This window comes from Nonomuraea guangzhouensis (assembly GCF_019396345.1).
Lineage (GTDB): Bacteria > Actinomycetota > Actinomycetes > Streptosporangiales > Streptosporangiaceae > Nonomuraea > Nonomuraea guangzhouensis.
In genome coordinates this window covers 219,397-240,418 of sequence record NZ_JAHKRM010000004.1, presented here as the reverse complement: position 1 = coordinate 240,418, position 21,022 = coordinate 219,397, and the positions used below count along the sequence as shown (strand labels likewise).

General features: G+C 71.2%; 20 protein-coding genes. 5 read left to right on the top strand and 15 right to left on the bottom strand.

Annotated features, from left to right (window positions below):
* Positions 1–11: 11 nt before the first annotated feature.
* From KME78_RS09315 to KME78_RS09305, 3 genes are all read right to left on the bottom strand, one after another.
* Positions 12–1,883 (bottom strand): GTP-binding protein, encoded by a 1,872-nt coding sequence (locus KME78_RS09315; protein ID WP_219528396.1) that lies wholly within the window; start codon positions 1,881–1,883, stop codon positions 12–14.
* 210 nt (positions 1,884–2,093) lie between these two features.
* Positions 2,094–3,770: a recombinase family protein gene (locus tag KME78_RS09310; RefSeq protein WP_219528395.1), complete on the bottom strand. Its 1,677-nt coding sequence runs from the start codon at positions 3,768–3,770 to the stop codon at positions 2,094–2,096.
* Positions 3,771–3,810: 40 nt separating this feature from the next.
* Complete coding sequence (locus KME78_RS09305; RefSeq protein WP_246650766.1) at positions 3,811–4,209, bottom strand: radical SAM family protein; 399 nt, start codon at positions 4,207–4,209, stop codon at positions 3,811–3,813.
* Positions 4,210–4,342: 133 nt separating this feature from the next.
* Here KME78_RS09305 and KME78_RS09300 point away from each other — a divergent pair, with 133 nt between their 5' ends.
* A complete protein-coding gene (locus KME78_RS09300) occupies positions 4,343–4,624 on the top strand; it encodes a DUF3040 domain-containing protein (RefSeq protein WP_219528394.1) in 282 nt (93 codons plus the stop codon).
* A 205-nt stretch (positions 4,625–4,829) separates the two neighbouring features.
* A complete protein-coding gene (locus KME78_RS09295) occupies positions 4,830–5,705 on the top strand; it encodes an alpha/beta fold hydrolase (RefSeq protein ID WP_219528393.1) in 876 nt (291 codons plus the stop codon).
* 57 nt (positions 5,706–5,762) lie between these two features.
* Here KME78_RS09295 and KME78_RS64070 read toward each other — a convergent pair whose 3' ends face one another.
* Positions 5,763–6,323: a hypothetical protein gene (locus tag KME78_RS64070; RefSeq protein WP_246650765.1), complete on the bottom strand. Its 561-nt coding sequence runs from the start codon at positions 6,321–6,323 to the stop codon at positions 5,763–5,765.
* Positions 6,324–6,342: 19 nt separating this feature from the next.
* A complete protein-coding gene (locus KME78_RS64065; RefSeq protein ID WP_308126863.1) occupies positions 6,343–6,681 on the bottom strand; it encodes a MerR family transcriptional regulator in 339 nt (112 codons plus the stop codon).
* 101 nt (positions 6,682–6,782) lie between these two features.
* Here KME78_RS64065 and KME78_RS09285 point away from each other — a divergent pair, with 101 nt between their 5' ends.
* Entirely contained in the window at positions 6,783–7,556 is a 774-nt protein-coding gene (locus KME78_RS09285) for a PadR family transcriptional regulator (protein WP_308126862.1), read from the top strand.
* A gap of 76 nt (positions 7,557–7,632) precedes the next feature.
* Here KME78_RS09285 and KME78_RS09280 read toward each other — a convergent pair whose 3' ends face one another.
* Positions 7,633–9,153, bottom strand: coding sequence for an FAD-dependent monooxygenase (locus KME78_RS09280; RefSeq protein WP_219528391.1), 1,521 nt, complete (start codon positions 9,151–9,153; stop codon positions 7,633–7,635).
* Positions 9,154–9,216: 63 nt separating this feature from the next.
* Between KME78_RS09280 and KME78_RS09275 the strand changes: the two genes are divergently transcribed.
* On the top strand, positions 9,217–9,741 hold the full coding sequence (locus tag KME78_RS09275; protein WP_219528390.1) for a PadR family transcriptional regulator: 525 nt from the start codon (positions 9,217–9,219) through the stop codon (positions 9,739–9,741).
* A 2-nt stretch (positions 9,742–9,743) separates the two neighbouring features.
* Here KME78_RS09275 and KME78_RS67080 read toward each other — a convergent pair whose 3' ends face one another.
* The 7 genes from KME78_RS67080 to KME78_RS09240 all read right to left on the bottom strand — a co-directional run bounded on the left by KME78_RS67080 (position 9,744) and on the right by KME78_RS09240 (position 16,783).
* Positions 9,744–11,324 carry a penicillin-binding transpeptidase domain-containing protein gene (locus tag KME78_RS67080; RefSeq protein WP_308126861.1) on the bottom strand — a complete coding sequence of 527 codons (1,581 nt, stop codon included), beginning with the start codon at positions 11,322–11,324 and terminating at the stop codon, positions 9,744–9,746.
* A gap of 73 nt (positions 11,325–11,397) precedes the next feature.
* Positions 11,398–12,057 (bottom strand): lysophospholipid acyltransferase family protein, encoded by a 660-nt coding sequence (locus KME78_RS09265; RefSeq protein WP_246650762.1) that lies wholly within the window; start codon positions 12,055–12,057, stop codon positions 11,398–11,400.
* A gap of 250 nt (positions 12,058–12,307) precedes the next feature.
* On the bottom strand, positions 12,308–12,904 hold the full coding sequence (locus KME78_RS09260) for an NUDIX hydrolase (protein WP_219528388.1): 597 nt from the start codon (positions 12,902–12,904) through the stop codon (positions 12,308–12,310).
* A gap of 36 nt (positions 12,905–12,940) precedes the next feature.
* The gene (locus KME78_RS09255) at positions 12,941–13,684 is read right to left on the bottom strand and encodes a siderophore-interacting protein (protein WP_219528387.1); all 744 of its coding nucleotides are present in this window, start codon (positions 13,682–13,684) and stop codon (positions 12,941–12,943) included.
* A 32-nt stretch (positions 13,685–13,716) separates the two neighbouring features.
* Entirely contained in the window at positions 13,717–14,241 is a 525-nt protein-coding gene (locus KME78_RS09250; protein ID WP_219528386.1) for a PadR family transcriptional regulator, read from the bottom strand.
* Positions 14,242–14,280: 39 nt separating this feature from the next.
* Positions 14,281–16,140 (bottom strand): polysaccharide lyase family 8 super-sandwich domain-containing protein, encoded by a 1,860-nt coding sequence (locus KME78_RS09245; protein ID WP_219528385.1) that lies wholly within the window; start codon positions 16,138–16,140, stop codon positions 14,281–14,283.
* 31 nt (positions 16,141–16,171) lie between these two features.
* Positions 16,172–16,783, bottom strand: coding sequence for a TetR/AcrR family transcriptional regulator (locus KME78_RS09240; protein WP_219528384.1), 612 nt, complete (start codon positions 16,781–16,783; stop codon positions 16,172–16,174).
* Between the two features lie 61 nt (positions 16,784–16,844).
* Between KME78_RS09240 and KME78_RS09235 the strand changes: the two genes are divergently transcribed.
* On the top strand, positions 16,845–18,836 hold the full coding sequence (locus KME78_RS09235; RefSeq protein ID WP_219528383.1) for a HelD family protein: 1,992 nt from the start codon (positions 16,845–16,847) through the stop codon (positions 18,834–18,836).
* Here KME78_RS09235 and KME78_RS09230 read toward each other — a convergent pair.
* Together KME78_RS09230 and KME78_RS09225 are read right to left on the bottom strand one after the other, a co-directional pair.
* Positions 18,810–19,781: a tyrosine-type recombinase/integrase gene (locus KME78_RS09230; protein WP_219528382.1), complete on the bottom strand. Its 972-nt coding sequence runs from the start codon at positions 19,779–19,781 to the stop codon at positions 18,810–18,812. The genes KME78_RS09235 and KME78_RS09230 overlap by 27 nt on opposite strands.
* A gap of 22 nt (positions 19,782–19,803) precedes the next feature.
* The gene (locus KME78_RS09225; protein WP_219528381.1) at positions 19,804–21,018 is read right to left on the bottom strand and encodes a cysteine desulfurase-like protein; all 1,215 of its coding nucleotides are present in this window, start codon (positions 21,016–21,018) and stop codon (positions 19,804–19,806) included.
* Positions 21,019–21,022 lie beyond the last annotated feature (4 nt).

Genomic DNA, 21,022 nt, shown 5'->3' with positions numbered 1-21,022 from the left:
GTGACATATCGTTACCTGCGAGCAGGGCGGTCGCCGAAAGGCTGCGACCACCACACGCCTTCGCCGTGCGACAGCCCGGGCAGCGCCAGCTCGAACTCACGCACCGCCACGGCCGGGATCTCGCCGCTGACCAGCCACACCGCCTCCCGCTGTACGGCATCGGCCACCACGGCACCCAGCCCGGCCAGCCGTACGGTCACCGCGCTCAGCGACTCCGGCGGCACCTCCAGCTCGAAGCGGTGGCACGGCTCGTACACCCGTGTGCCCGCCCGGCGCAGCGCCCGCCGCAGCACGATCGCGGTCCGCCCGCGGAAGTCGGCCGCCGTACTGACCGGGCTGTCGTAACCGGTCCTGGTCAGCGTGACCAGGCAGTCGGTGACCGGCCGGCCGTGCGGTCCCTCGGCCAGCGTGTCGCGCACGGTGTCCTCGATGGCCCGATGGAAGGCCAGCGGCAGCGACCCCAGATCCACGCCCAGCCGGTATCCGACCCCGGACCCGATGGCGGCGGGCTCCACCCGCAGGCCGACGGTGGCGACGAAGTCGTTACGACCGTGACGCGTGATCTCCTCGACGGCCTCCGCCCGGCGCACGGGGCGTTCGAGATAGACGGGCCTGGTCGGCTCGAACACCGCCGCCACCCCGAAGTCGGCGGCCAGCGTCTCGGCGATGACCTCCTTCTGCACCTCCCCGTAGAGGAGTACCGACGTCTGACCGCCGGGCAGGGCGCGGGTGCCGATCAGCGGATCCTGCTCGGCCAGGGCGGCCAGCGCGGCATGCAGCCGTCCCTCCTGACCCGGCACCCGCGGCCTGACCACCGTCTCCAGGCTGGGCGGCAGGAAATACCCGGCCCGGCCGCTGCCCCGGGCGTCCGCTTCCGGTGGGACGCCGAGGTGGTCGCCGACCCGGATCTCGGGTACGCCCCGCACCGTCACGATGTCCCCGGCCACCGCCTCCGTCCCGGCGGACCCGGCCACCCGCACCGCGGTCGGCCGCCCACCGTACTCCTCGACCGTCCCGTCCCGGCCGAGGCGGAACAGGGACACCCGCTGCCGCGCCCGCAGCACACCGGAACGCATCCGCAGATAGGCGATCTTCTCCCCGGCGGCACCACGCTCGATCCCGAACACCGTCGCCCTGGCCGCCCCGCCATCCGATGCGACGGTGGCCGGGAGCAGGTGGAACGCGTCGAGCAGCTCATCCACCCCCTGCCCGGTCATCGCCGACCCGAACAGCACCGGATGCAGCACCCCGTCGGCACACTGCCGGGCCATCGCCGCCCACAGCTCCTTGCCGGTCGGCACCTGCCCCTCGACGAGCGACTCCAGGATGCCGTCGTCATGCTCGGCCAGCACCTCGGCGTCCGGGCCGGGAGTGCGTACCGTGTGGGCGTCCGGGCCGCCGAGCCGCCGGACGGTGTTCAGGGCGGCGCAGTGCGGCGTGAGCCACCGCCGGATGTCGTCCAGCAGCTCCCGTTCCCGGGCCCCGGCCCGGTCGATCTTGTTGACGAAGATCAGCGTGGGCACCCGCAGCCTGCGCAGCGTCTTCATCAGGGCGCGCGAGTGCGGCTGAACCCCTTCGACGGCCGACAGCACCAGCACGGCGCCGTCGAGCACACCGAGCGCCCGTTCGACCTCCGCCACGAAGTCGGCGTGGCCGGGCGTGTCGATGAGGTTGACCCGCAGGTCGCCCACGGTGAAGGAGGCGACGGCGGTACGGATGGTGATGCCGCGGCGCCGTTCGATGGCGCCGCTGTCGGTCTGGGTGCTGCCGTCGTCGACGCTGCCCAGCCGATCGATCACGCCGGTCTGGAACAGCAGCCGCTCGGTCAGGCTGGTCTTACCCGCGTCTACATGCGCGAGGATGCCGATGTTGAGGATGTGCATGCTTGGTCGAAGCCTCGAGAACTCTCGTGCCAATAGGGCGCTGGGAGACTCGAAGGCACCGCATCACACGCTCCTGCCGGTAGACGTCAAAGACGGCCATATGGTGTCACCGGCTCCGGCGGCGGCGCCAGCGGTTATTCATTCGCGAGCCCGGACAGACCGGGGAGGCTGAGCTGCCGCGCGGCCTCAGAACAGAAGATCGTCAGTACCTCACCTCGCTGTGTCCTTGGGCCTCGGCGCCTCCTCCCACTCCTCCACCTCACCGTCCAGCCACTCAAAACACAGGCGCGAGGGCCCGTGGAACTTCTGGCCCCGGTACGCCGCCTTCTTCACCACGATCTTCCGGATCGCCAACCGCAAGAGATCACGCCTCAGCGGCTCGTCCGCCGACCTCCACGCTTTGTCCTGCTCCTCGTAGTCGAGCAGGAAGCCGATGTCCAGGTTCCGCGTGCCCTGCGCTTCCTTGACCCGGGCCTGTGCGTCGACTACCGCCGCGTTGGCGTCCCGCAGTGCGGGGGCGAAGAACCCTTCAGAGGGCCCGTCGTAGAGCCCCGCGCGCCGATCGCTCCACAGGCGGGACAGGGCCGTCTCAGCCTCTGCCAAGGCCGCCCGTGCGTCTGCCTCGTCCGCCGATGCCTCCGGGTCCTGCCGCGCCGACCAGCGTTCAGCCACGATGCGCAAGAGCGGGTCCGTCTCCTCTGCCGCGTGGAGCCGGGTGGACCAGCGGGCATGCACCCACTCTTCCGCGCTTTTCACGGCGACGAAGGCGGGGGAGAGGCACACGCTCCCGGCCCCTGGGCGCCAACATGAGTACCCGGTCCCGCGCCACGTCATCCCGTACCCGCAGCCTGCGCACTGCAACAGGTCGGTGAGGAGATGCCGGGCCTTCCAGTTGTCGGAGCCCAGAGGAGGGCCCACGCCCCGGGACACCCGGTTCGCCTCGTCCCACTCCTCTTGCGTGAGCAAGGACGGGCCCACCATGACACTGACCCTCTCGCCGTCCTCGTTGCGGTACACGAGACGTCGGCTCTTGCCGTCCGAGCGTCCGGCCACCTGCCACCCGGCGTACACAGGGCTCCCGATCATGCTGTGGATTTGGGCGACGGCCCATTGCCCGCCCGTGGGGGAGGCAATGCCCCGCTCGTTCATCAAGAGGGCGATCTTCCGCTTCGCCACGCCCTGCAACGGCAGCGTGTACGTGATCTCGCGGGCAAGGTCCGCCTTGGTGACCTCGGGGCGATCCGGCCATAGGGCGGATGTCTCAGTGTCTCGGGACAACTTCCGCTCTTCGACCTCTTCCCCGTCCTCGCCCTCCACCACAACCGTGACGATGCGCAGGCCGTACGGGGCGACGCCGTTCAGCCACTCGCCGTTGTCCCGCTGGAAGGTCTTTGTGTTCCGGATGCGCTGAGACAGCACCTCTGTCTCTTCGCGGGCGTCCTCAGCACGGCGGATCAGTTCCGAGCGGTCCCGGGGGTTGGCACTGTCCAGTGCGATGCCAGGGTTGTCGGGGTCGTTGTTGTCGACCAGAAGACGACGGGGGCGGCCGTCGCGCGGCTCCACGATGGCAAGGACCGCGCCGGCCCCGCGTCGGGTCCACCGGTCGAGCCGGAACACCCACAGGGCGCCGATCTCTCCGTCTTCAAGGGCCCTCAGTGCTAGGTCTTGCTGTGGGGTCTTCTTCGACGTGCGGAAGCGGGAGGCGCTGCCGACCTCACGCCAGACGTGCCGAACGGTCAGCCCCAGCTCTGCGGCCGTCCGGCGACCCCGGCTCTCCTGTGCGCTAACCGAGATCTCCCGCCGACCCGTCTTGCTCTTGACGGCCCGTGACTTCCGGCAGACGAGGTCAATCAGGGTTGTCGGGTCCTGCTCCGTTGGAGTAGACATGGCGGCATTATCGCACGTCAGAGGCTACAACTTACAGTGTTCACCCGGCTCGGCTCGCTGATAGCAGTTGACGTTCGTGCCCATGGCGATGGGGTGGCGCGGCCAGCTCCTTGCGGACCAGCTCGGCGGCGTTGACCTTGACCGCGATCTTCGAGTCGAAGTCGGCGCCCGCATCGAGGTCGAGATATTCGTGCGTCTTGCGGGCAAAGCAGTAGACGCAGCGGTGGCCACAGCCCCGATAGGGGTTGATGGTGTGCTCGAACGGGACCCGGCTGGCCGCCGGCACCCGGTTGATGATCGAACGGGCGTGGATCTCGTAGAAGGTCATCCCCTTGAACTCGGGAGTGTCGAACGTGCGGGTGACCGCGCCGCGGGCGAACAGCGGCGCGGCCGGATCGTCCCGGCCGGAGTCGGCCAGGCGCAGGTTGTCCCAGCGCATCCCATGATTAGAACAAAGGTTCGATGAAGATCGCAAATGGAAAGAGGTGGCAATTACCTGCTTGGGCGGGGGCTAATGATCTTCATGGTTGGGCAGAAACCCGGCACAGAGCTTGCGTTCCGGAGGTGCAGCCATGGCCTGGTCGCAGGACGAGGAGCGGATGCTGGCACAGATCGAGCAGCACCTCGTCGATGACGATCCGCGACTTGTGGCGCGGCTGGAGTCATTCAACGAGCGGGCCCGGCGCAGCGAGGAGAAGGCTGACGGGGGGTCCGGCGGGCGGCGTAAGCCGCGCCGTTCGACGGTCATCATCCTGATCAGCTGGCTGCTGATCGCCACCCTGGTCGCCACGCTGCTCATCATGGTCCTGCGCCACGAGGCCGCCGCGGCCCTCGCGCTGGCCGCCTCGCTCTGACGCCATTCCCGATATTTCCGGCTTTTTTGGGTCGGCCGCGGGCGTGACACGAGAAGATTCCGGGCGGCTTTGATCTGTCCGGCCCCGGTCGTCTGATCGCCTCGTGCCGCCGGGCGGGTGTTGACCAAAACCAGGGCCAGTGGCTCCCCGGTCAGGGGTACGTGCTAATGAATGAGATCCCTGATCGCTATGAAGGGCATTGGCAATGACATTTCCCCTGGTCGCCCGGACCGCGCACCGCCATATCGAAGTCGACGGCGTCCGGGTCTTCTACCGTGAGTCGCTGCCCGACCGGCCCGACGCGCCCGTGCTGCTGCTCCTGCACGGCTTCCCCTCGGCCTCCCACCAGTTCCGCCGCCTGATCGACGTCCTGGGCGGCCGCTACCGGCTGATCGCCCCCGACTACCCCGGCTTCGGGCACACCGAGACCCCCGAAGGTTTCGACTACTCCTTCGACCGGCTGGCCGACATCACCGAGGGCTTCGTCGAGGGGCTCGGTCTGACCCGCTTCGTGATGTACGTCTTCGACTACGGCGCGCCGGTCGGCTTCCGGCTGGCGACGCGCCACCCCGAGTGGATCGCGGGGTTGATCGTGCAGAACGGCAACGCCTACGTGGAAGGGCTCTCACCGCTCGCCCGCGACCTCCTCGGGCTGCGGCCGGAGATCGAAGGTGCCGAGGAGCGGATCCGCGAGGTGCTCACCCTGGCCGGCACCCGCGGCCAGTACGAGAGCGGCACCGGCGACCCCGAGCTGGTGTCACCGGACGGCTGGACGCTCGACCAGCACTTCCTCGACCTCCCGGGCCGCAAGGAGGCCCAGATCGCCCTCACCTTCGACTACCACTCCAACGTCGAACACTACGACGCCTGGCAGGCCTGGCTGCGCGCTCACACCCCGCCCACGCTCATCGTCTGGGGCGCCAACGACCCGTTCTTCCCCGAACCCGGCGCCCGCGCCTACCTGCGCGACCTGCCCAACGCCGAACTCCATCTCTTCGACACCGGCCACTTCGCCCTCGAAGAGAACCTCCCTGAAATCGCCCCGCTCATCGCCGCCTTCCTCGACCGCGCCATCACCTGACGGATCGCTCGCACGCGCTCACCGCACCGTCGGCGCCGCACCCAGGAGCCTTCCTGATCAGGCACCTTCCCGACAGCCTGAAACCTCGGCGGTCCGGCTGTGGGCGCGGAGGGCGGCGATCAGCCACTGGAGGGCGGGCACTGCGGGAGGCGCGGTCTCCCGGCCGTTGAGCGTGGCGATCAACTCCCAGTAGCGTTCGACCCGGGCGTCGGCGACGGTCTCCAGCCAGGCGAGCAGCTCAGGCCCTCGCTGTGGGCCGTCGACGATCCGGTCGAGGATCCGCAGGCCCTCGGCCGACTCCGGTGCCACCTCGTCGGCCAGCGCCGGCCGTACGTGCTCCAGGGCCGCCGCCCGTAGATCGCGGCCCGGCGTGGGCTGCGGGGCGGCCAGCGCGATGTCCCTCAGCCGGCGGCGGAAGGCGGTGTCGGTGGTCAGCCCGGCGAGCTCCACCCAGGCGCCCACCTGGCCGGGCGCGGGCTCATCCGGCAGTTCCCGCATCCACTCCGCCACGATCCCGGCGTCGCCGTCCAGATCGAGCCCCGCGAACGTGCCCTCGACGAACTCGTCGACGATCTGCTGCCGCTGCGCGGCGGACAGCCTGGTCAGTTCGTGCATCATCAGTGTCTCCTCGGTCGTGTCACCCTGTTCGGCGATCACGCTCAGTACGGCCCGGCGCATCCGCAGCGCCCGGATCTCGGCGTCGACGGCCCCGCAGGTGCACCCGCGCCAACTCGGCCACCGTGACCTGCCGGGACAGGACGTCTTGAACGGCCGCCAGCCCGATGCCGAGGTCGCGCAGCATGCGGACCAGTTCGAGGCGGGCCGCCGCGGCCTCGTCGTACAGGCGGTAGCCGCCCGCCGTGCGGCCGGTGGGCGGCAGGATGCCGCTGTCGGACCAGAACCGGATCGTCCGCACCGGCAGCCCCGTGCGGTGGGCCAGTTCGCCGATCGTGTACAGCTCCACGTGATCGCTCACGGCACCAACCTGCACCCTCCACCCGCTGGAGAGGCAAGCGGTATTGCCACAGGAATACTCGTGCCCGTATATTCGTCCGCGAATATTCGTCGACAAGGACGGTGTGGGTGGCGCAACGACGCAGAGTGGCCAACCTGTTGGCCCTCTCCGTGCTCACGGTGGTCGCGGAACGGCCGATGCATCCGTACGAGATGGCATCCGTCCTTCGGGCCCGTGGCAAGGATCGGGAGATGCCCATCAAGTGGGGTTCCTTCTACACAGTGGTACGCAATCTGGAGAAGCACGGTTTGATCCGAGCCACGGAGAGCGCCCGCCAAGGGGGCCGGCCCGAGCGGACGGTCTACCGCATCACGGAAGACGGCCGCGAGGAGGCCGAGGACTGGACGCGCGAGTTGCTGGGGACGCCCGAGCGGGAGCACACCGGGTTCGAGGCCGGGTTGTCGGTGATGGGCGGACTCGACCCCGACGAGGTCACCGCGTTGCTCCGGCGGCGGCTCGCCCTGCTCCGTGACCGGATCGCCGTCCAGCGCTCGAACCTTGAGGTCGAGCGTGGCGAGATCCCGCGGTTGTTCCTCATCGAGTCCGAATACGCCCTGGCCATGAGCATGGCGGAGGAGGCGTGGACCGGGGCGCTGCTGGCGGAGTTGACGATCGGCACGTTCCCCGGGCTCGCCCAATGGCAGGGCTACCACCAGCCGAACCAGCCCCCGCCGACCACAGCGGACCCGCCGGCAAGAGACCTCACGGCAAGAGCCCTCACGACAGGCTTCTCGACAGGAGACTTCGCGACAGGAGATTTCGCGCCGCCGGAGAGTGGCCGCCCAGACGGAGGCGGCATGGGGGAGCGGAGTGGCCTGGCGGGCCGACCCCAGTGACGGCTTTCCGGGGACGGCCCGCCGTGGAGCCCACGGTGACCAGGTCGAGCCCACGGACGCCGCAGACGCCCGGGTCTCAGAGTCGCTCAAGGTAGCCCGTCAGCGCGGCCGGGGAGTCGGCCATGAGCCCGACATAGCCGTCGGGCCGGATCAGCACGGTCGTGCCCTTGCGCCCGCCGTACACGCGGTGCAGGTGCCCGGTCGTGTCGGCCAGTCCGGCCCGGCCCGGGCGGACGACGGTGTAGGCGCGGACCCGGGGATCGGCGAGGTCCGGGGCGACGCCGAAGACCAGGGCGGTGAAGTGCGGTCCGCGGAGCAGCTCGGACAGGCGGTGTTCGCCCCCGTCGAGCCGGACGGGGGCGTCAGGGGCCACGTCTCCGGCCCGGACCCGGCCGCGCCGGCCGGTGAGGTGCCGGGTCAGCGGGCCGGTGCGGTAGACGGGATGGTCGTGGCGCGTACGGCGCTGCTGCCGAGCCATGACGGACTTCAGGATCAGCCGCACCAGCGGGCGGACGACGCGCGGCGGGACCATGCCCTTCAACCGGCGGTCGCTGTCGGCCAGGATCTCCCGGGCGACCGGCAGCCGCTCGGCCTCGTAGCTGTCCAGCAGCTCGGCCCTGGCCGCGCCCTGGATGACCAGGGCGAGCTTCCAGCCCAGGTTGTAGGCGTCCTGGATGCCGGTGTTCATGCCGTGGCCGCCGAACGGGCTGTGCACATGGGCGGCGTCTCCGGCCAGCAGCACCCGGCCCACCCGATAACGTTCGACCATCCGCAGGTTGTAGCGCCAGGTCGACAGCCAGGCCGGGTCGGACGCCTGAATGTCGGCACGGCCGGTCCTGGTCGTGAGCGCGTGGCGCAGGGTGTCGAGGTCGCCCTCGTCGCCGGGCTCCAGCGAGGTGACCACCTGCCAGGTGCCGGCGTGGGGGATGGGGCGGGCGGCCAGCATGTGGCCGTCGGCGGACACCCATAGGTGTGTGCCGTTGTCGCGGTCCAGGCCGTCGATGCGCACGTCGGCGATGAGCGCGCGCGTGTCCTCGGTCGTGGAGCCGGAGAAGGGCAGGCCGAGGGTACGCCGGACCAGGCTGCGACCGCCGTCGGCGGCGACCAGGTAGCGCGCCCGGACCCGCTCGCCGTCCTCCAGCGTCGCGGTCACGTTCTCGCCGTCCTCCGGCGTCGCGGTCAAGCCCTCGTCGCCGGCGTCGAACCCGGTCAGCCGCCGCCCGAACTCCACCTTCCCGCCGAGCTCGGCGAGCCGGTCGCGCAGGATCGACTCCGTGCGCCACTGGGGCAGCGCCACGGTGTTCGGGTACGGGCGCGTGGGGTCGGCGGGGGCGGGTGGCAGGCGCAGGTCGAAGAGAGGTTCGGTGCCGAGGTGGAAGCGGAGCCAGCCGCGGAGGTCTCCTGCCGCCAGGACGCGGTCGGCGACGCCGAGATCGTCCAGCGCCTCCAGGGAACGCGGCTTGAGCGTGAAGCCGCGTGAGCCGGCCGCGGGTGCGGTGGCCTGCTCGATGATGCGGCAGGCGACCCCTCGGCGGGTCAGGTCACAGGCGAGGGTCAGGCCGGTCGGTCCGGCGCCCACGATCAGTACATCGGTCACGACCTCCACATTAGGACCTGTCCATTTGTATATGTCAAGACAGGAGCATGCCAAGATAGGGACATGTCACTGCGTTACGCCTTGCTCGGCTTGCTGGAGGACGGGCCCGCCAGCGGCTACGCCCTCAACGTCCGTTTCGAGCGCTCGCTGCAGCGCTACACCTGGACGGCGCGGCAGAGCCACATCTACCCCGAGCTCAAACGCCTGGCGGACGAGGGCCTCGTCGTCATCGCCGAGGAGGGGGCCCGCGGCAGCCGCAGCTATGCGATCACCGACGCGGGCCGCGAGGAGCTGCGTGCCTGGCTGCTGTCACCGCCCAAGCCGCGCGCCGTCCGCGACGAGCACGGCCTGCGCATGTGCCTGCTGTCCGCCCTGGACCCACCGGAGGCGAGCAAGCTCGTACGGGGCCATCTGGAGACGGCCGAGCAGATGGTGGCCGAGCTCACGGCCATCGCCGAGGCCGCCGACGCCGGCGAGCACCCGCGCGGCGGCCTGCGCTTCGGCCGGCTCGCGCTGCAGTACGGGATCTCCCAGTACGAGGCGCAGCGCGAGTGGGCCAGATGGGCTCTGCGGCAGTTGGAAAGCTGAGTTCACAGATGGCGCAGGAACGTGGCCGCCACTGGGGCGGCGACCTTGCCTCCCATGCCGCCTCCCTCCACCACCACGGCGAAGGCCACATCTTCCTTGAACCCCATGAACCAGGCATGGGTCTGCAGCTTGTCACCGGTGCCGTACTCGGCGGTGCCCGTCTTGCCGCTCGTGCCCGCGGGCAGTCCGGACGCCTTGGCGGTGCCCTTGGTGACGACGGCCGCCATCATGGCGTGCAGGTTGGTCTTGACGCCCTCGGGCAGCGGCTGCTCGCTCGCCTTCTGCTTCAGGTCGGGCACCAGCGTGGGCGGCCGCCAGGTGCCGTCGGCGATGGCCGCGGCGACCGAGGCCATCGACAGCGGGCTGGCGGTGATCCGGGCCTGCCCGAACGCCTCGGCGGCCAGCTCGGCGTCCGACTGCGCCCTGGGGAAGCTGGCCTTGGTGGCCGGCACCCCGATGTTCAGCGGCTGGTTGAACCCGACCTCCTCGGCCGTCTTCAGCAGCTTGTCGGCGCCCAGCCGCTTCTCGGCCAGCGGCGCGAACGTGGTGTTGCACGAGTGGGCGAAGGAGTCGAGGAACGACAGCGACCCGAACTCCTCCTTATCCGAGTTGCGGATATCCTGCCCGCCCACGTTCGCGTACTTCGGGCAGGTCACCTTCTCCTCCGGCGTCATACCGGTCGCCAGCAGCCCGATCGCGGTGACGGCCTTGAACGTCGAGCCCGGCGGGTAGCGGCCGTCGAGCGCCCGGTTGAAGCCGCCCTGGTTGTTGACAACGGCCAGGATCTCGCCCGTGCTCGGCTTGATCGCGACCATCGAGGTGGGCTTCTTCATGTCCTTGACCGCCGCCACCGCGGCGGCCTGCGCGCGCGGGTCGAGGGTCGTCTTCAGACCCTCGCCCTCCTTGCCCTCGATCGTCTGCAGCGTCTTGTCGCCGACCTTGATCTCGGTCGCCGGGGTGCCGGCCAGCTGCTTCTGGAACGTCTCCTGCAGCCCGCCGCCCTTGCCGACGGTCTGGCCGACCTGGTAGGCGGAGCCGAGCTTGGCCACGTCCTTCTTGGTCGCCTTGTCGAGGTAGCCGACGAGCTGCTGCACCGACCCGCCGACGTCGCCGGTGTCGATGCGGCCGCCGTCGGCGTCGGTGATCTCGGCCCGGTCGGGCCAGCGCGTCTTCAGCGCGAACGTGGCGCCGGTGGTGAACGACGGATGGAGGGTCTTGGGCGTCCAGTCGACCTTCCAGTGGCGATCGGCCACTTTCAAGTCGATCTGTCCCTGGTAGGTCCAGTCGCCGATGTTCTTCAGCGTCAAGGTCGTGGTGTACGGCACCTTGGCCCGGTCGTCGCCGGCTTCGGTGACGGTGCCGAGCTTGACCGAGGTGGCCTCGACCGCCAGGCCGGTGCGCATCTGGTCGTACGGCGTCAGCTGCTGCGGCGTGGCCAGCACGGCGCTCATGGCCGCCTTGTCACCCGACTGCCAGGCTGCGGCGAAGAGCCGCGCCGCCTCGGCGGGTGTGCCTCTGGTATGGAGCACGTAGTATGCGCCACCTGCTGCGGCCCCCACCGCGAGCACGGTGACACAGGACACGATCGCGATGGTGCGGCCACGCGCCACTGGTCAGCCCCCTGATCATCGACGGATTGCCGAGCTTAACGACAAATTAGGACATACCGCTGGCAGCTTTGAAACTTGACGCATAGGTCGGCACGTATTCCTGGCCGGACAGTTCCCGGATCGCGGCCATGATCTCGTCGGTCACCCGGCGGCGGTCGCGGGCCTTGGTGTGGTCGCCCTCGAACCGCATCGGCGCGCCGATCGTGATGCCGATCTTGGCCGGGCGCGGCACCTTGGAGCCGACCGGCAGCACGCGTTCGGTGCCGCTGAGCGCCACCGGCAGCACGGGCGCCCCCGTCTTGAGCGCCAGCCAGGCCACGCCGATCTTGCCGCGGTAGAGGCGGCCGTCGGGGGAGCGGGTGCCCTCGGGGTGGATGCCGAACAGCTCACCGCGCTCCAGCAGGTCGGCGGCGGCGTCGAGCATCTCCTGCGCGGCGTGCGCGCTGTCGCGGTCGGTGGGCAGGCTGCCGCCCAGGCGCATGAACCAGCCGGAGACCGGATTGCCGGAGAAGTACTCCTTCTTGGCGGCGAACGTCACGTGCCGCGGCAGCAGCGCGGGCAGCAGATAGGAGTCGAGCACCGACAAGTGGTTGGCGGCCAGAATCGCCGGTCCCGTCCTCGGCACGTGTATCGCGCCGGAGATGTGCGGGCGGCACATCGCATGGGCGATCGGCGCAGCGGCGAACTTGACCACTTCATATAGCAACGGGCTCTCCTGGATGATCGGCGGTCCGGGCCACCCCACCCTAGAGCAGGCGCCCCGGCCGGGACCGGGGCGCCTGAAAAGCCTAAGGCCGATGTGGCGGTCGCCTCCTCGGCGAGATGCACAACACGGCTCCAGCCGAACGGTATTCCGTGAAGGCGGTAATTTGCGGCCCGGGGGACACAGACCACATCGGCCATTCGATGCTAACGGACATCCGGCGGCACGTATTCCACCAGCCCAAAAGAATCGGTCAGGTTCTGGTCCAGTGTGGTTGGGCGACGTCGAAGACCCGCAGCTCACGACCACGCAGGGCCACCTCCGCGAACTGCCACAAAATCGCCCCGGTCGGCGCGTGGACCACGATCGAGGGCCCCAGCGGCATCTGCAGCAGCCCGCCGTGCCAGCGCGGCACCTCCGGCGCCAGGAACCGCTCCAGCGGCACCGCGTGCACCGAGGCCACCTCGTGCCCGTCGGCGACCGGCTGCTGCCCGTCGCCGAAGGCCACCACCGGTGTGATGACGAACCCCGAGTCGGTGACGAAGTCGTCGAGCAGCCCCGCCACCACGACGCCCGTGACGGCCGTCTCCTCGGCCAGCTCCCGCAGCGCCGCCTCGACCGGCTGCTCGCCGTCGTCGAGCCGCCCGCCCGGCAGCGCCCACTGTCCGGGATTGCGCCCGCGCGGGGCTCGCCTGATGAGGATCGTGTACGGCAGGCCGGCGGTGTCCCTGAGCACGCACACCGTCACGGCGGCCCGGCGCACCCCCTCGGCAGGCGGCGCCTCCCGGCGGTCGAAGGCGGTCAGGCGGGTGGTGACCAGCTCACGGAGCTCATCGATCGGAGGAAGCACCAGCCCAGGATCTCACGCCCGCCATATGCGCATTTATCAGTCGAGTCCACGCTTGCCGGGTGTCCAGAAGGGCTTCGTCCGGACGTCCCCGCGCTGCCAGCCCCGCTCGCGCACCAGATGCGCGCGGACGGCCTGGATCGTCCTGGCCTCCCCCGCCAGGTAGGCCACGCCGGGCTCGTCCGGCAGGGCGAGCTTCCTGACGGCCTCCACCAGCAGCTCCGAGCTCGCGGCGGAGGCTCCCTCGCGGCAGACCCGGGTGAGGTCGCGCGGCAGGTCCAGGTGGTCGCCGGGCCCGTCGGCCTCCACGGCCCCGAACACCACCTCGCCCTCGGGCAGCGCGCGCAGCATCGCGCCGAACGCGACCGACGCCGTCTCCTCGCCGGCGAACAGATGGTAGGGGGCGGGCCGTACGACGAGACTGCCTTCCGGCTTGGTGAAGGCGATCTCCTGGCCGGGCCGGGCGTTCCTGATCCAGCTCGTGCCGGGGCCGTCGCCGCCGTGGTCGAAGCCGATCAGCTCGATGGTGTGCCAGGTGGGGTCGTGGTGCCAGATCGAGTACGTACGCAGGGCGTTGGCGATCTCACCCCGTAACCACGCACGCGCCGTGAAGATGTCCTTGACCGCCAGCCGGACGTGCTGCCCCGGCGTCCATTTCAGTCCCGCCAGTGCCTCGCCGCCGATTCTGATCTTCCGCATGCGCGGCGTCACCTGTTCGGTCTCCAAGACCTCCCCGACGACGAACAGCCGGTCACGCAGTGCGTGGGTGATGGTCGTCCTCACGTCAACAGCGCTCCTCACATGTGTGTAGGCGGTCAGTGGCGGCGGGGGTCCAGCTGCTCGATCCTGCGACGGGCCTCGATGAAGATCGTTTGGATCTCGTCGACGACCCGGGGGTCTCCGTGCGCGTGGGCGAGTGTCTTGACCGCGGCCTTGACCAGGCGCAGAGCGGGGCCGATGATCTCGGCCGCCTCGGGCTCGCGGAACATCCCCCACTCACTGCGGCTGGCCGCCCGCGCCCAGAGCCGGTCGATCTCCTCGGCCTGCTCGCCGACCACGCCCAGGCCCGCCTCGGTGATGTGGTGCACCTTGCGGCCCTCGTCCGCCTCGATCCGGACGAGGCCCTCGTCCTCCAGCAACTGCAGCGTCGGGTAGATGGAGCCCGCGCTGGGCTCGTACGTCCCGTTGAACCGGTCGGCGAGGCGGTTCATCACCTGGTAGCCGTGGCCGGGCTGCTCGGCGAGCAGGGCGAGGATGGCCAGGCGCAGCTCACCCGGCCCGAAGAAGCGCCCGGTGGGCCCGACACCGCCTCCGCCGGGCGCGCGGCGTGCGTTCATCATGGCTCGGATGCTATATCGAACGATATAGCGAAGTAAACATCAGCTCCCGACGGTGAAGACCAGCCCGTGCCCGTCGTGGCGGGCGGTGAGGGTGATGCCGCTGCGCTCGCAGTGGACCGCCTGCAGCAGGGGAGTGTTGGACAGCACGGTGACGCCGGGATCCGCCCAGCGCGCGTCCGTGGCCGCCGCGTCGGCTCCGGGCAGGACCAGGCACGCGTACGTGGCGCCGTCCGGCCGCGGGCCGTGGTCGAAGCCGACGGCGAACACCCTGGCGGTCAGCGGCTCGGTGGACCCGGTCGCGGTGATGTCCGACCAGCTACCGGTGCGGCGCTCCACCCGCGTCCACAGCTCCGAAGCCGGGCGGCCGGCCGCCTGACCCGTCGGCTCCCGATCGGACAGCGGCACGTAACCGATCCGCCCATGATGCGCATAGCGGCCCGTCGTCACCGGGCCGGCCGCCAGGCGCTGGTCGATCGTCGTCACCACCGGGTGCGCCGCCGACGGGGCGGTGATCCCGGCGCCGAGCGCGACGAACACGTCGTCGAAGCAGAACCACGCCTTCCACCCGTCCGCGATCCGGTCGGTCCCCGCCAGCCGCATCACGGCGATGCCGTGGCGGCCGTCCGTCCAGCCGCCCACGTCCGGTGAGGCGCCGTGCCGGTCGTTGGGGCGGGGGAGGAGCGCGGCCGGGCCGGGCGGCTGCTCGGCGGTCACCCCCGGCAGCCGGGCCCAGTCCCACAGCGGGATGACCGCCCGGTAGCCGTCCTGCGGCCCGTCGCCGATCCGGATGGGGGCGACGCCGTCGCCGAGGTGGCGGCCACGCAGGTTCTCGCCGTTCATGCTCTCGGTGGGCGCGGTACGGCTCGACGACATGCGCACCGACACCGACCAGCCGGGCCGCCGATGCACGAGATAGTCCGAACGCGGGTAATAGCGACAGCCGACGGGTCCGGCGGCGGCCCGCCCGGCTTCGGCCTCGGCCAGGTGCCGTTCGAAGGCCGCCAGTTCGTCCTGCCGAGGCGCGCCGGCCGCGCGCAGGCGGCGGATCGCGGTCCGCAGGTCTGCGGTGGGCCGGTGGGCGTCCGCGCGGGTGATGTTGCGGCCCATGGTGGTGAAGTCGAAGACGCCTCCGTGCATCGCCCATTGCAGGCCGTCCAGCAGGAAATCGGTGAAGAAGCCCACCTCGGCCCTACCGAACGCCCACGGCGTGCCGTACACGACATAGATCCACAGGCCCAGGTCGGCGGCCAGCGCGAAGCCGTAGCCGCCGGAGTAGAGCTGGGCGCCGTGCTGGTGGAAGCTGAAGTCGTCCTGTATCCCCTCGCCGCGGGTCGCCCGCAGGGTCGTCGACATCCGCGCCACCGCCGAGGCGACCAGGCCGGCGTCGTTCACCAGCAGGCCGTGGCGGAGCACGACCGCCTGGGTCCAGACGAGGTTCTGGCCGGTCATCTCGCCGGGGCCCGCGCAGCCGGCGAGCCAGGCGCCCCAGGCCGCCCGTTCGGCCGGGCCGAGCCGGTCGGCGAGCAGCAGGAGGGCGTCGCCGGCCAGTTGCGGCGCGGCGATCTCGTTGTACCACCAGTTGGCGCTGCGCGGGGCGTGGCGGCGCCAGGCGTCGAGGGCGGGGAGCGCGGTGGGCCGGTGCGGTTCGGAGAGCGCCAGGGTGAGGGTTCTGGACAGGTGTTCCAGCGGTGCCCAGTTCCGGCCGTCGCCCCGGTCGGCGTAGTCGAGGTCCGGCCACGTGCCGTCGGCGCCGGGCCCGTCCGCCAGGGGGCTGGGCCCGGCCAGGCCGGAGGCCGCGCCGATGGCGGTGGTGCCGGAGGCGGAGTCCAGCAGCTCGTGCAGCAGCCGGGCCCTGGCCGTCGCGAGAGCCGTTTCGAGGGCCGGTTCGGGATTGGGCATGTCGCTCCTCAGAGGTGTGGCATGTCGCTTCTCAATCGTGGCGCAGCAGGGCGAAGGCGCGGTCGGCGCGGCGTACGGCCGCCGGCTCGACCTCCGCCAGCGTGCGCCCGTCGGCCAGGGCCTGCCAGTTGTGCTTGGCCAGCACCCGGTGCGCGGCCAGCACCTGCGCCGCCAGCAGCGAGGCGGTGAGGGCGTCGGGGATCTCCGGGGCCTCGGCGAGCGCGGCGGTCAGGGCGTCCTCGTCCATCGCCATGAAGTGCAGCAGGCGGGCGGCCACGCTGGGCGTGTCGAACGCCAGGCGGCGGAAGGCCAGCACCTCCGGCTGGTCGTTCAGCCCGGTGACCGGGTCGTGCCGGGCCAGGGCGTCGAGAAAGTGCCGGTGCAGCGCCGTCAGCGGGTGCTCGCCCGCGGCGCGCTGCCGCACCACCCGCGCGAACTCGCCCTGGTGGTCGCTGATGCGGTGCAGGACGAGGTCCTCCTTGGCCGGGAAGTACTTGAACAGCGTCGGCTTCGACACCCGCGCGGCGGCGGCGATCTCGGTGACCGGAACCTCGTCGAAACCACGCGCCAGGAAGAGCGAGATGGCCGCTGCGGAGATGGCGTCGCGCACCTGTTCCCTGTGCAACTGCCGGAGTCCTGTCATGAGCCCACTCTAACAAAGTGTTAACCTGGTTAAAGTATTAACCGAGTTAACTGGAGGTCGGATGGCCACGCTCGACGAGGAGAGACGATACGTCGAACAGTGCGGAGCCGGGCTGCGCAGGATGCTCGACGCGGCCCGGGACAACGTGATCGTCGGCGAGAGCGTGGCGGGCGACCGCTACAGCGCCGAACGGCTCGGCCGCCATCTCAAGAGCCTGGCCAAGGAGCTGAGCGAGGAGCCGGAAGGGCCGCCGTTCTTCGGCCGGCTCGACTTCGGCGGCGACTCCGCCGAACACCAGGGGCGCAGCTACCACATCGGCCGGCGGCACATCACGGGTGAGCACGGCGGCCCGCCGGTCGTCATCGACTGGCGGGCGCCCGTCTCGCGGGCCTTCTACCGGGCCAGCGCCCGCGACCCCCTGGGCGTCGAGGTGCGTCGCCGGTTCGGCTGGGCCGGCACCACACTCACCTCCTTCGAGGACGAACGGCTCGCCCAAGGCGAGCAGACCGAGAGCCGGATCCTGGCCGCCGAGATCGAACGGCCCCGCGTCGGCCCGATGCGCGACATCGTCGCCACCATCCAGCCCGAGCAGGACGACCTGGTCCGTGCCGGGCTGGAGGAGTCGATCTGCGTGCAGGGCGCGCCCGGCACCGGCAAGACGGCCGTCGGCCTGCACCGGGCGGCGTTTCTGCTGTACGCGCACCGGCAGCGGCTGGAGCGCTCGGGGGTGCTGGTGCTGGGCCCCAACCGGGCCTTCCTCGGCTACATCTCGGCCGTGCTGCCCGCGCTGGGCGAGGTCGACGTCGAGCAGACCACGCTGGAGCGGCTGCTGGGCACGGTCGCGGTCACGGCCACGGACAGCCCGGCCGCCGCGCTGGTCAAGCACGACGCGCGGATGGCCGAGGTGCTGCGCAAGATCCTCTACGGGCGCATAAGCAAGCCGGTCGAGCCCGTCTCCGTTGCCGACGGCTCCTATCGGTGGCGGGTCGGTGAGGACGAGCTGCGCCGCATCGTCGACGACACCCGGCGCGACGGCATGCCGTACGCGATCGGGCGTGAACGGGTGCGCGCCAGGATCACCGAGCTGATGCGGCGCCAGGCCGAGCTGCGCGGCCGGACCGGCAACGCCGTCTGGACCCGCAAGATCGGCAAGGCGCTCACGCCGTTCCTGGACGAGATCTGGCCGGCCGTCCACCCGGAGGAGCTCCTGTGCGCCCTGCTGAGCGACCCGGGACCGGCCGCCCCGATCCTGACGGCCGACGAGCGGGCGGCCATCACCTGGGCCCGGCCGCCGCGCGGCTACAGGAGCGCCAAGTGGTCCGAGGCCGACCTGGTGCTGCTCGACGAGATCGCCGGGCTGCTGGAACGGCCGCGCGGCTACGGCCACGTCATCGTGGACGAGGCGCAGGACCTGTCGCCGATGCAGTGCAGGGCGGTGGCCAGGCGCAGCGAGCACGGCTCGATCACCGTGCTCGGCGATCTGGCTCAGGGCACCACGCCGTGGGCGGCCGCGTCCTGGCCGCGGCACCTGGAACTGCTCGGCAAGCCGGCGGCCGGGGTCGTCGCGCTGACGACGGGGTTCAGGGTGCCCGCCGTGGTGGTCGGGCCGGCCAACCGGCTGCTGGCGGCGCTCGACGTGGACGTGCCCGCCACCAGGTCGTACCGCAATGACGGCAGGCTGCTCGTCACCCGGGTGACCGAGCTGGAGAAGGGGGTCGTCGCGGTCACCCGTGAGGCGCTGACCTTCGAGGGGTCGATCGGCGTGATCGCGGCCGACGCCGACGCCGGCCCGCTGACCGACGCCCTGTGGAACGGCGGCCTCGACCTCGGCGAGCGGCTGAGCGTGGTGCCCGCCTCGATGGCCAAGGGCCTGGAGTACGACCATGTGGTGCTGGCCGAGCCCGCCGCCATCGTCGAGGCCGAGGCCCGGGGACTCAACCGCCTGTACGTCGCGCTCACCCGCGCGGTCTCCCGGCTGGACGTGGTGCACTCCCGGCCGCTGCCGCTCGATGTCTTCACCGCAGGGTCAGGCGAGCGGACGGGCGGCCGGTAGGCGGATGCGGTCGACGGCCTCGCGGCGGGTCTTCTCCGGGCGGCGGTCATAGCGGGCCGTGGTCGCCGGAGACGAGTGGCCGACCAGGGCCTGGGCGGTGGCCAGGTCGACGCCCGCGTCCAGCAGCTCGCCGATGAAGGTGCGGCGGAAGTCGTGCGCCGTACGCCGGGACGCCCCGGCCTCACCCAGCCGCCTGGCCAGGATGTCGGCGATGCCCTGCCCGGTCAGTCCGACCGGCCGGCCGTCGCGCAGGCGTACCCGGCCCATCCTGCTGATCGGGCTGAACAGCGCGCCCGCCCCGCCGCCGCGCACCGCCAGCCACCGCTCGACCAGCCCGATAGCGTCGGTGGTCAGGTAGACCAGCCGCTCCTTGTCGCGCTTGCCGCGGACCCGGAGGGAGCGGGCGCCCGGGTCGTAGTCGGACAGCGACAGCCCGCCGATCTCGGCGCGGCGGCAGCCGGTGGAGTAGAGCACCGCGATCAGCGCCGCGTCGCGGATCCCGGCGGGCGAGTCGTCGCAGGCCGACAGGGCCGCTCCCACGACCTCCGGCGGCACGTGGTGGCCGGTGGGCAGGCGGCTCTGGCGTACCGGGGCCAGGTCGGAGGCGCGCGCGTAGTCCTCCGCGCTGCTCTGCCCGAGCCGCCACGCCTCCTTCAGCACCCGGCGCAGCGCGACCAGGTGCTTGTTGACGTAGGCCGCCGACCAGCCCTGATCGGTCAGCAGGGTGCGGATGCGCACCGTGTGCTCGTAGCGCAGCAGATGCCACGGCTGTCCCGCGCCGCTGGCCGTCTCGTCGCCGGTGAGCAGCCGGGCCAGCCGATCGAGGCAGCCGCGCATCGTACGGCGTGACTCGGGGCTGGTCAGCGAGTCGAGGTAGACGTGGTAGGGGTCGCGGGCCGGCTCGACGAGCGTGGTCGGCAGGCCCGGCACGGCGGGCAGGCTCACCCGGCGATCTTAGCCTCCGAGGTCACGCCTGGAGGCGGGCCACTCCCTGCAGCAGCCGGTCGACGTCCGAAGAGTCGTTGTAGTGCACCAGCCCGGCGCGCACCGCGCTGCCGGAGTCGCGGATGCCCAGCGCGCCGGTGAGCTCCCAGGCGTAGCTGTGGCCGTTCCACACGTTCACGCCGCGCGCGGCCAGCGCCTCCGCCACCTGGCGAGGGGTATGCCCGGCGACGGTGAAGTAGGCGGTCGCGGTGCGCCGGGCGGGCTTGCCGTACAGGGTGACGTGCGGCATCGACTCCAGGCCCTCGAGCAGCACGGCGAACAGCTCCAGCTCGTACGACTCCGCGGCCGACAACGAGGTCATCAGCCGTTCCCTGCGGGTGCCCGTGCCCGGGACCATCTTGGCCAGGTGGTTCACGGCGGCCGTCACCCCGGCCAGATCGGCGAAGGCGGACGTGCCCGTCTCGAACCGCTCGGGCACCGTGTCGAGGGAGGAGGCCAGCTTGTCCGGTCTGATCGTCTCCAGCAGCGCCGGGTCGGCGACGACCGCGCCGATGTGCGGGCCCGCCCACTTGTAGGCGCTGGTGGCGTAGAAGTCGGCGCCCAGCGCCACCATGTCCATGGGGCCGTGCGCGCTGGCGTGCACCCCGTCCACGTAGGTCAGCGCCCCCGCCTCGTGCGCCAGCGCGGTGATCGCGGTCACGTCCGGCCGGGTGCCCAGCACGTTGCTGGCGGCGCTCACCGCCACCAGCCGGGTGCGCTCGCCGATCAGGTCCGCGTACTGCTCCACCGGCAGTTCCCCGGTCGCCGGGTCCACCTCGGCCCAGCGGACCGTCGCCCCGGCCCGCGCCGCGACCTGCGTCCAAGGCCGGACGTTGGCGTCATGGTCCAGCCGCGACACCACCACCTCGTCGCCGGGACCCCAATCCTTGGCGATCGCCCCGGCCAAGCGGTAGGTGAGCGTGGTCATGTTCGGCCCCAGGATCACCCCGTCCGGACGCCCGCCGACCAGGTCGGCCACGGCCGCGCGACAGGCCGCCACGATCTCGTCGGAGCGATGGCTGGCCTCGAAGGCGCCGCCCACGTTGCCGATGCCCGTGCGGTAGGCGGCCACGATGGCGTCGATGACCGACTGGGGTGTCTGGGTGCCCGCCGCGCCGTCGAGGTAGGCATGACCGTCGTCCAGCGCGGGGTAGGTCGCCCGCACTGATTGAACCGGAAATTTAGTAGCAAAGGGCATGATG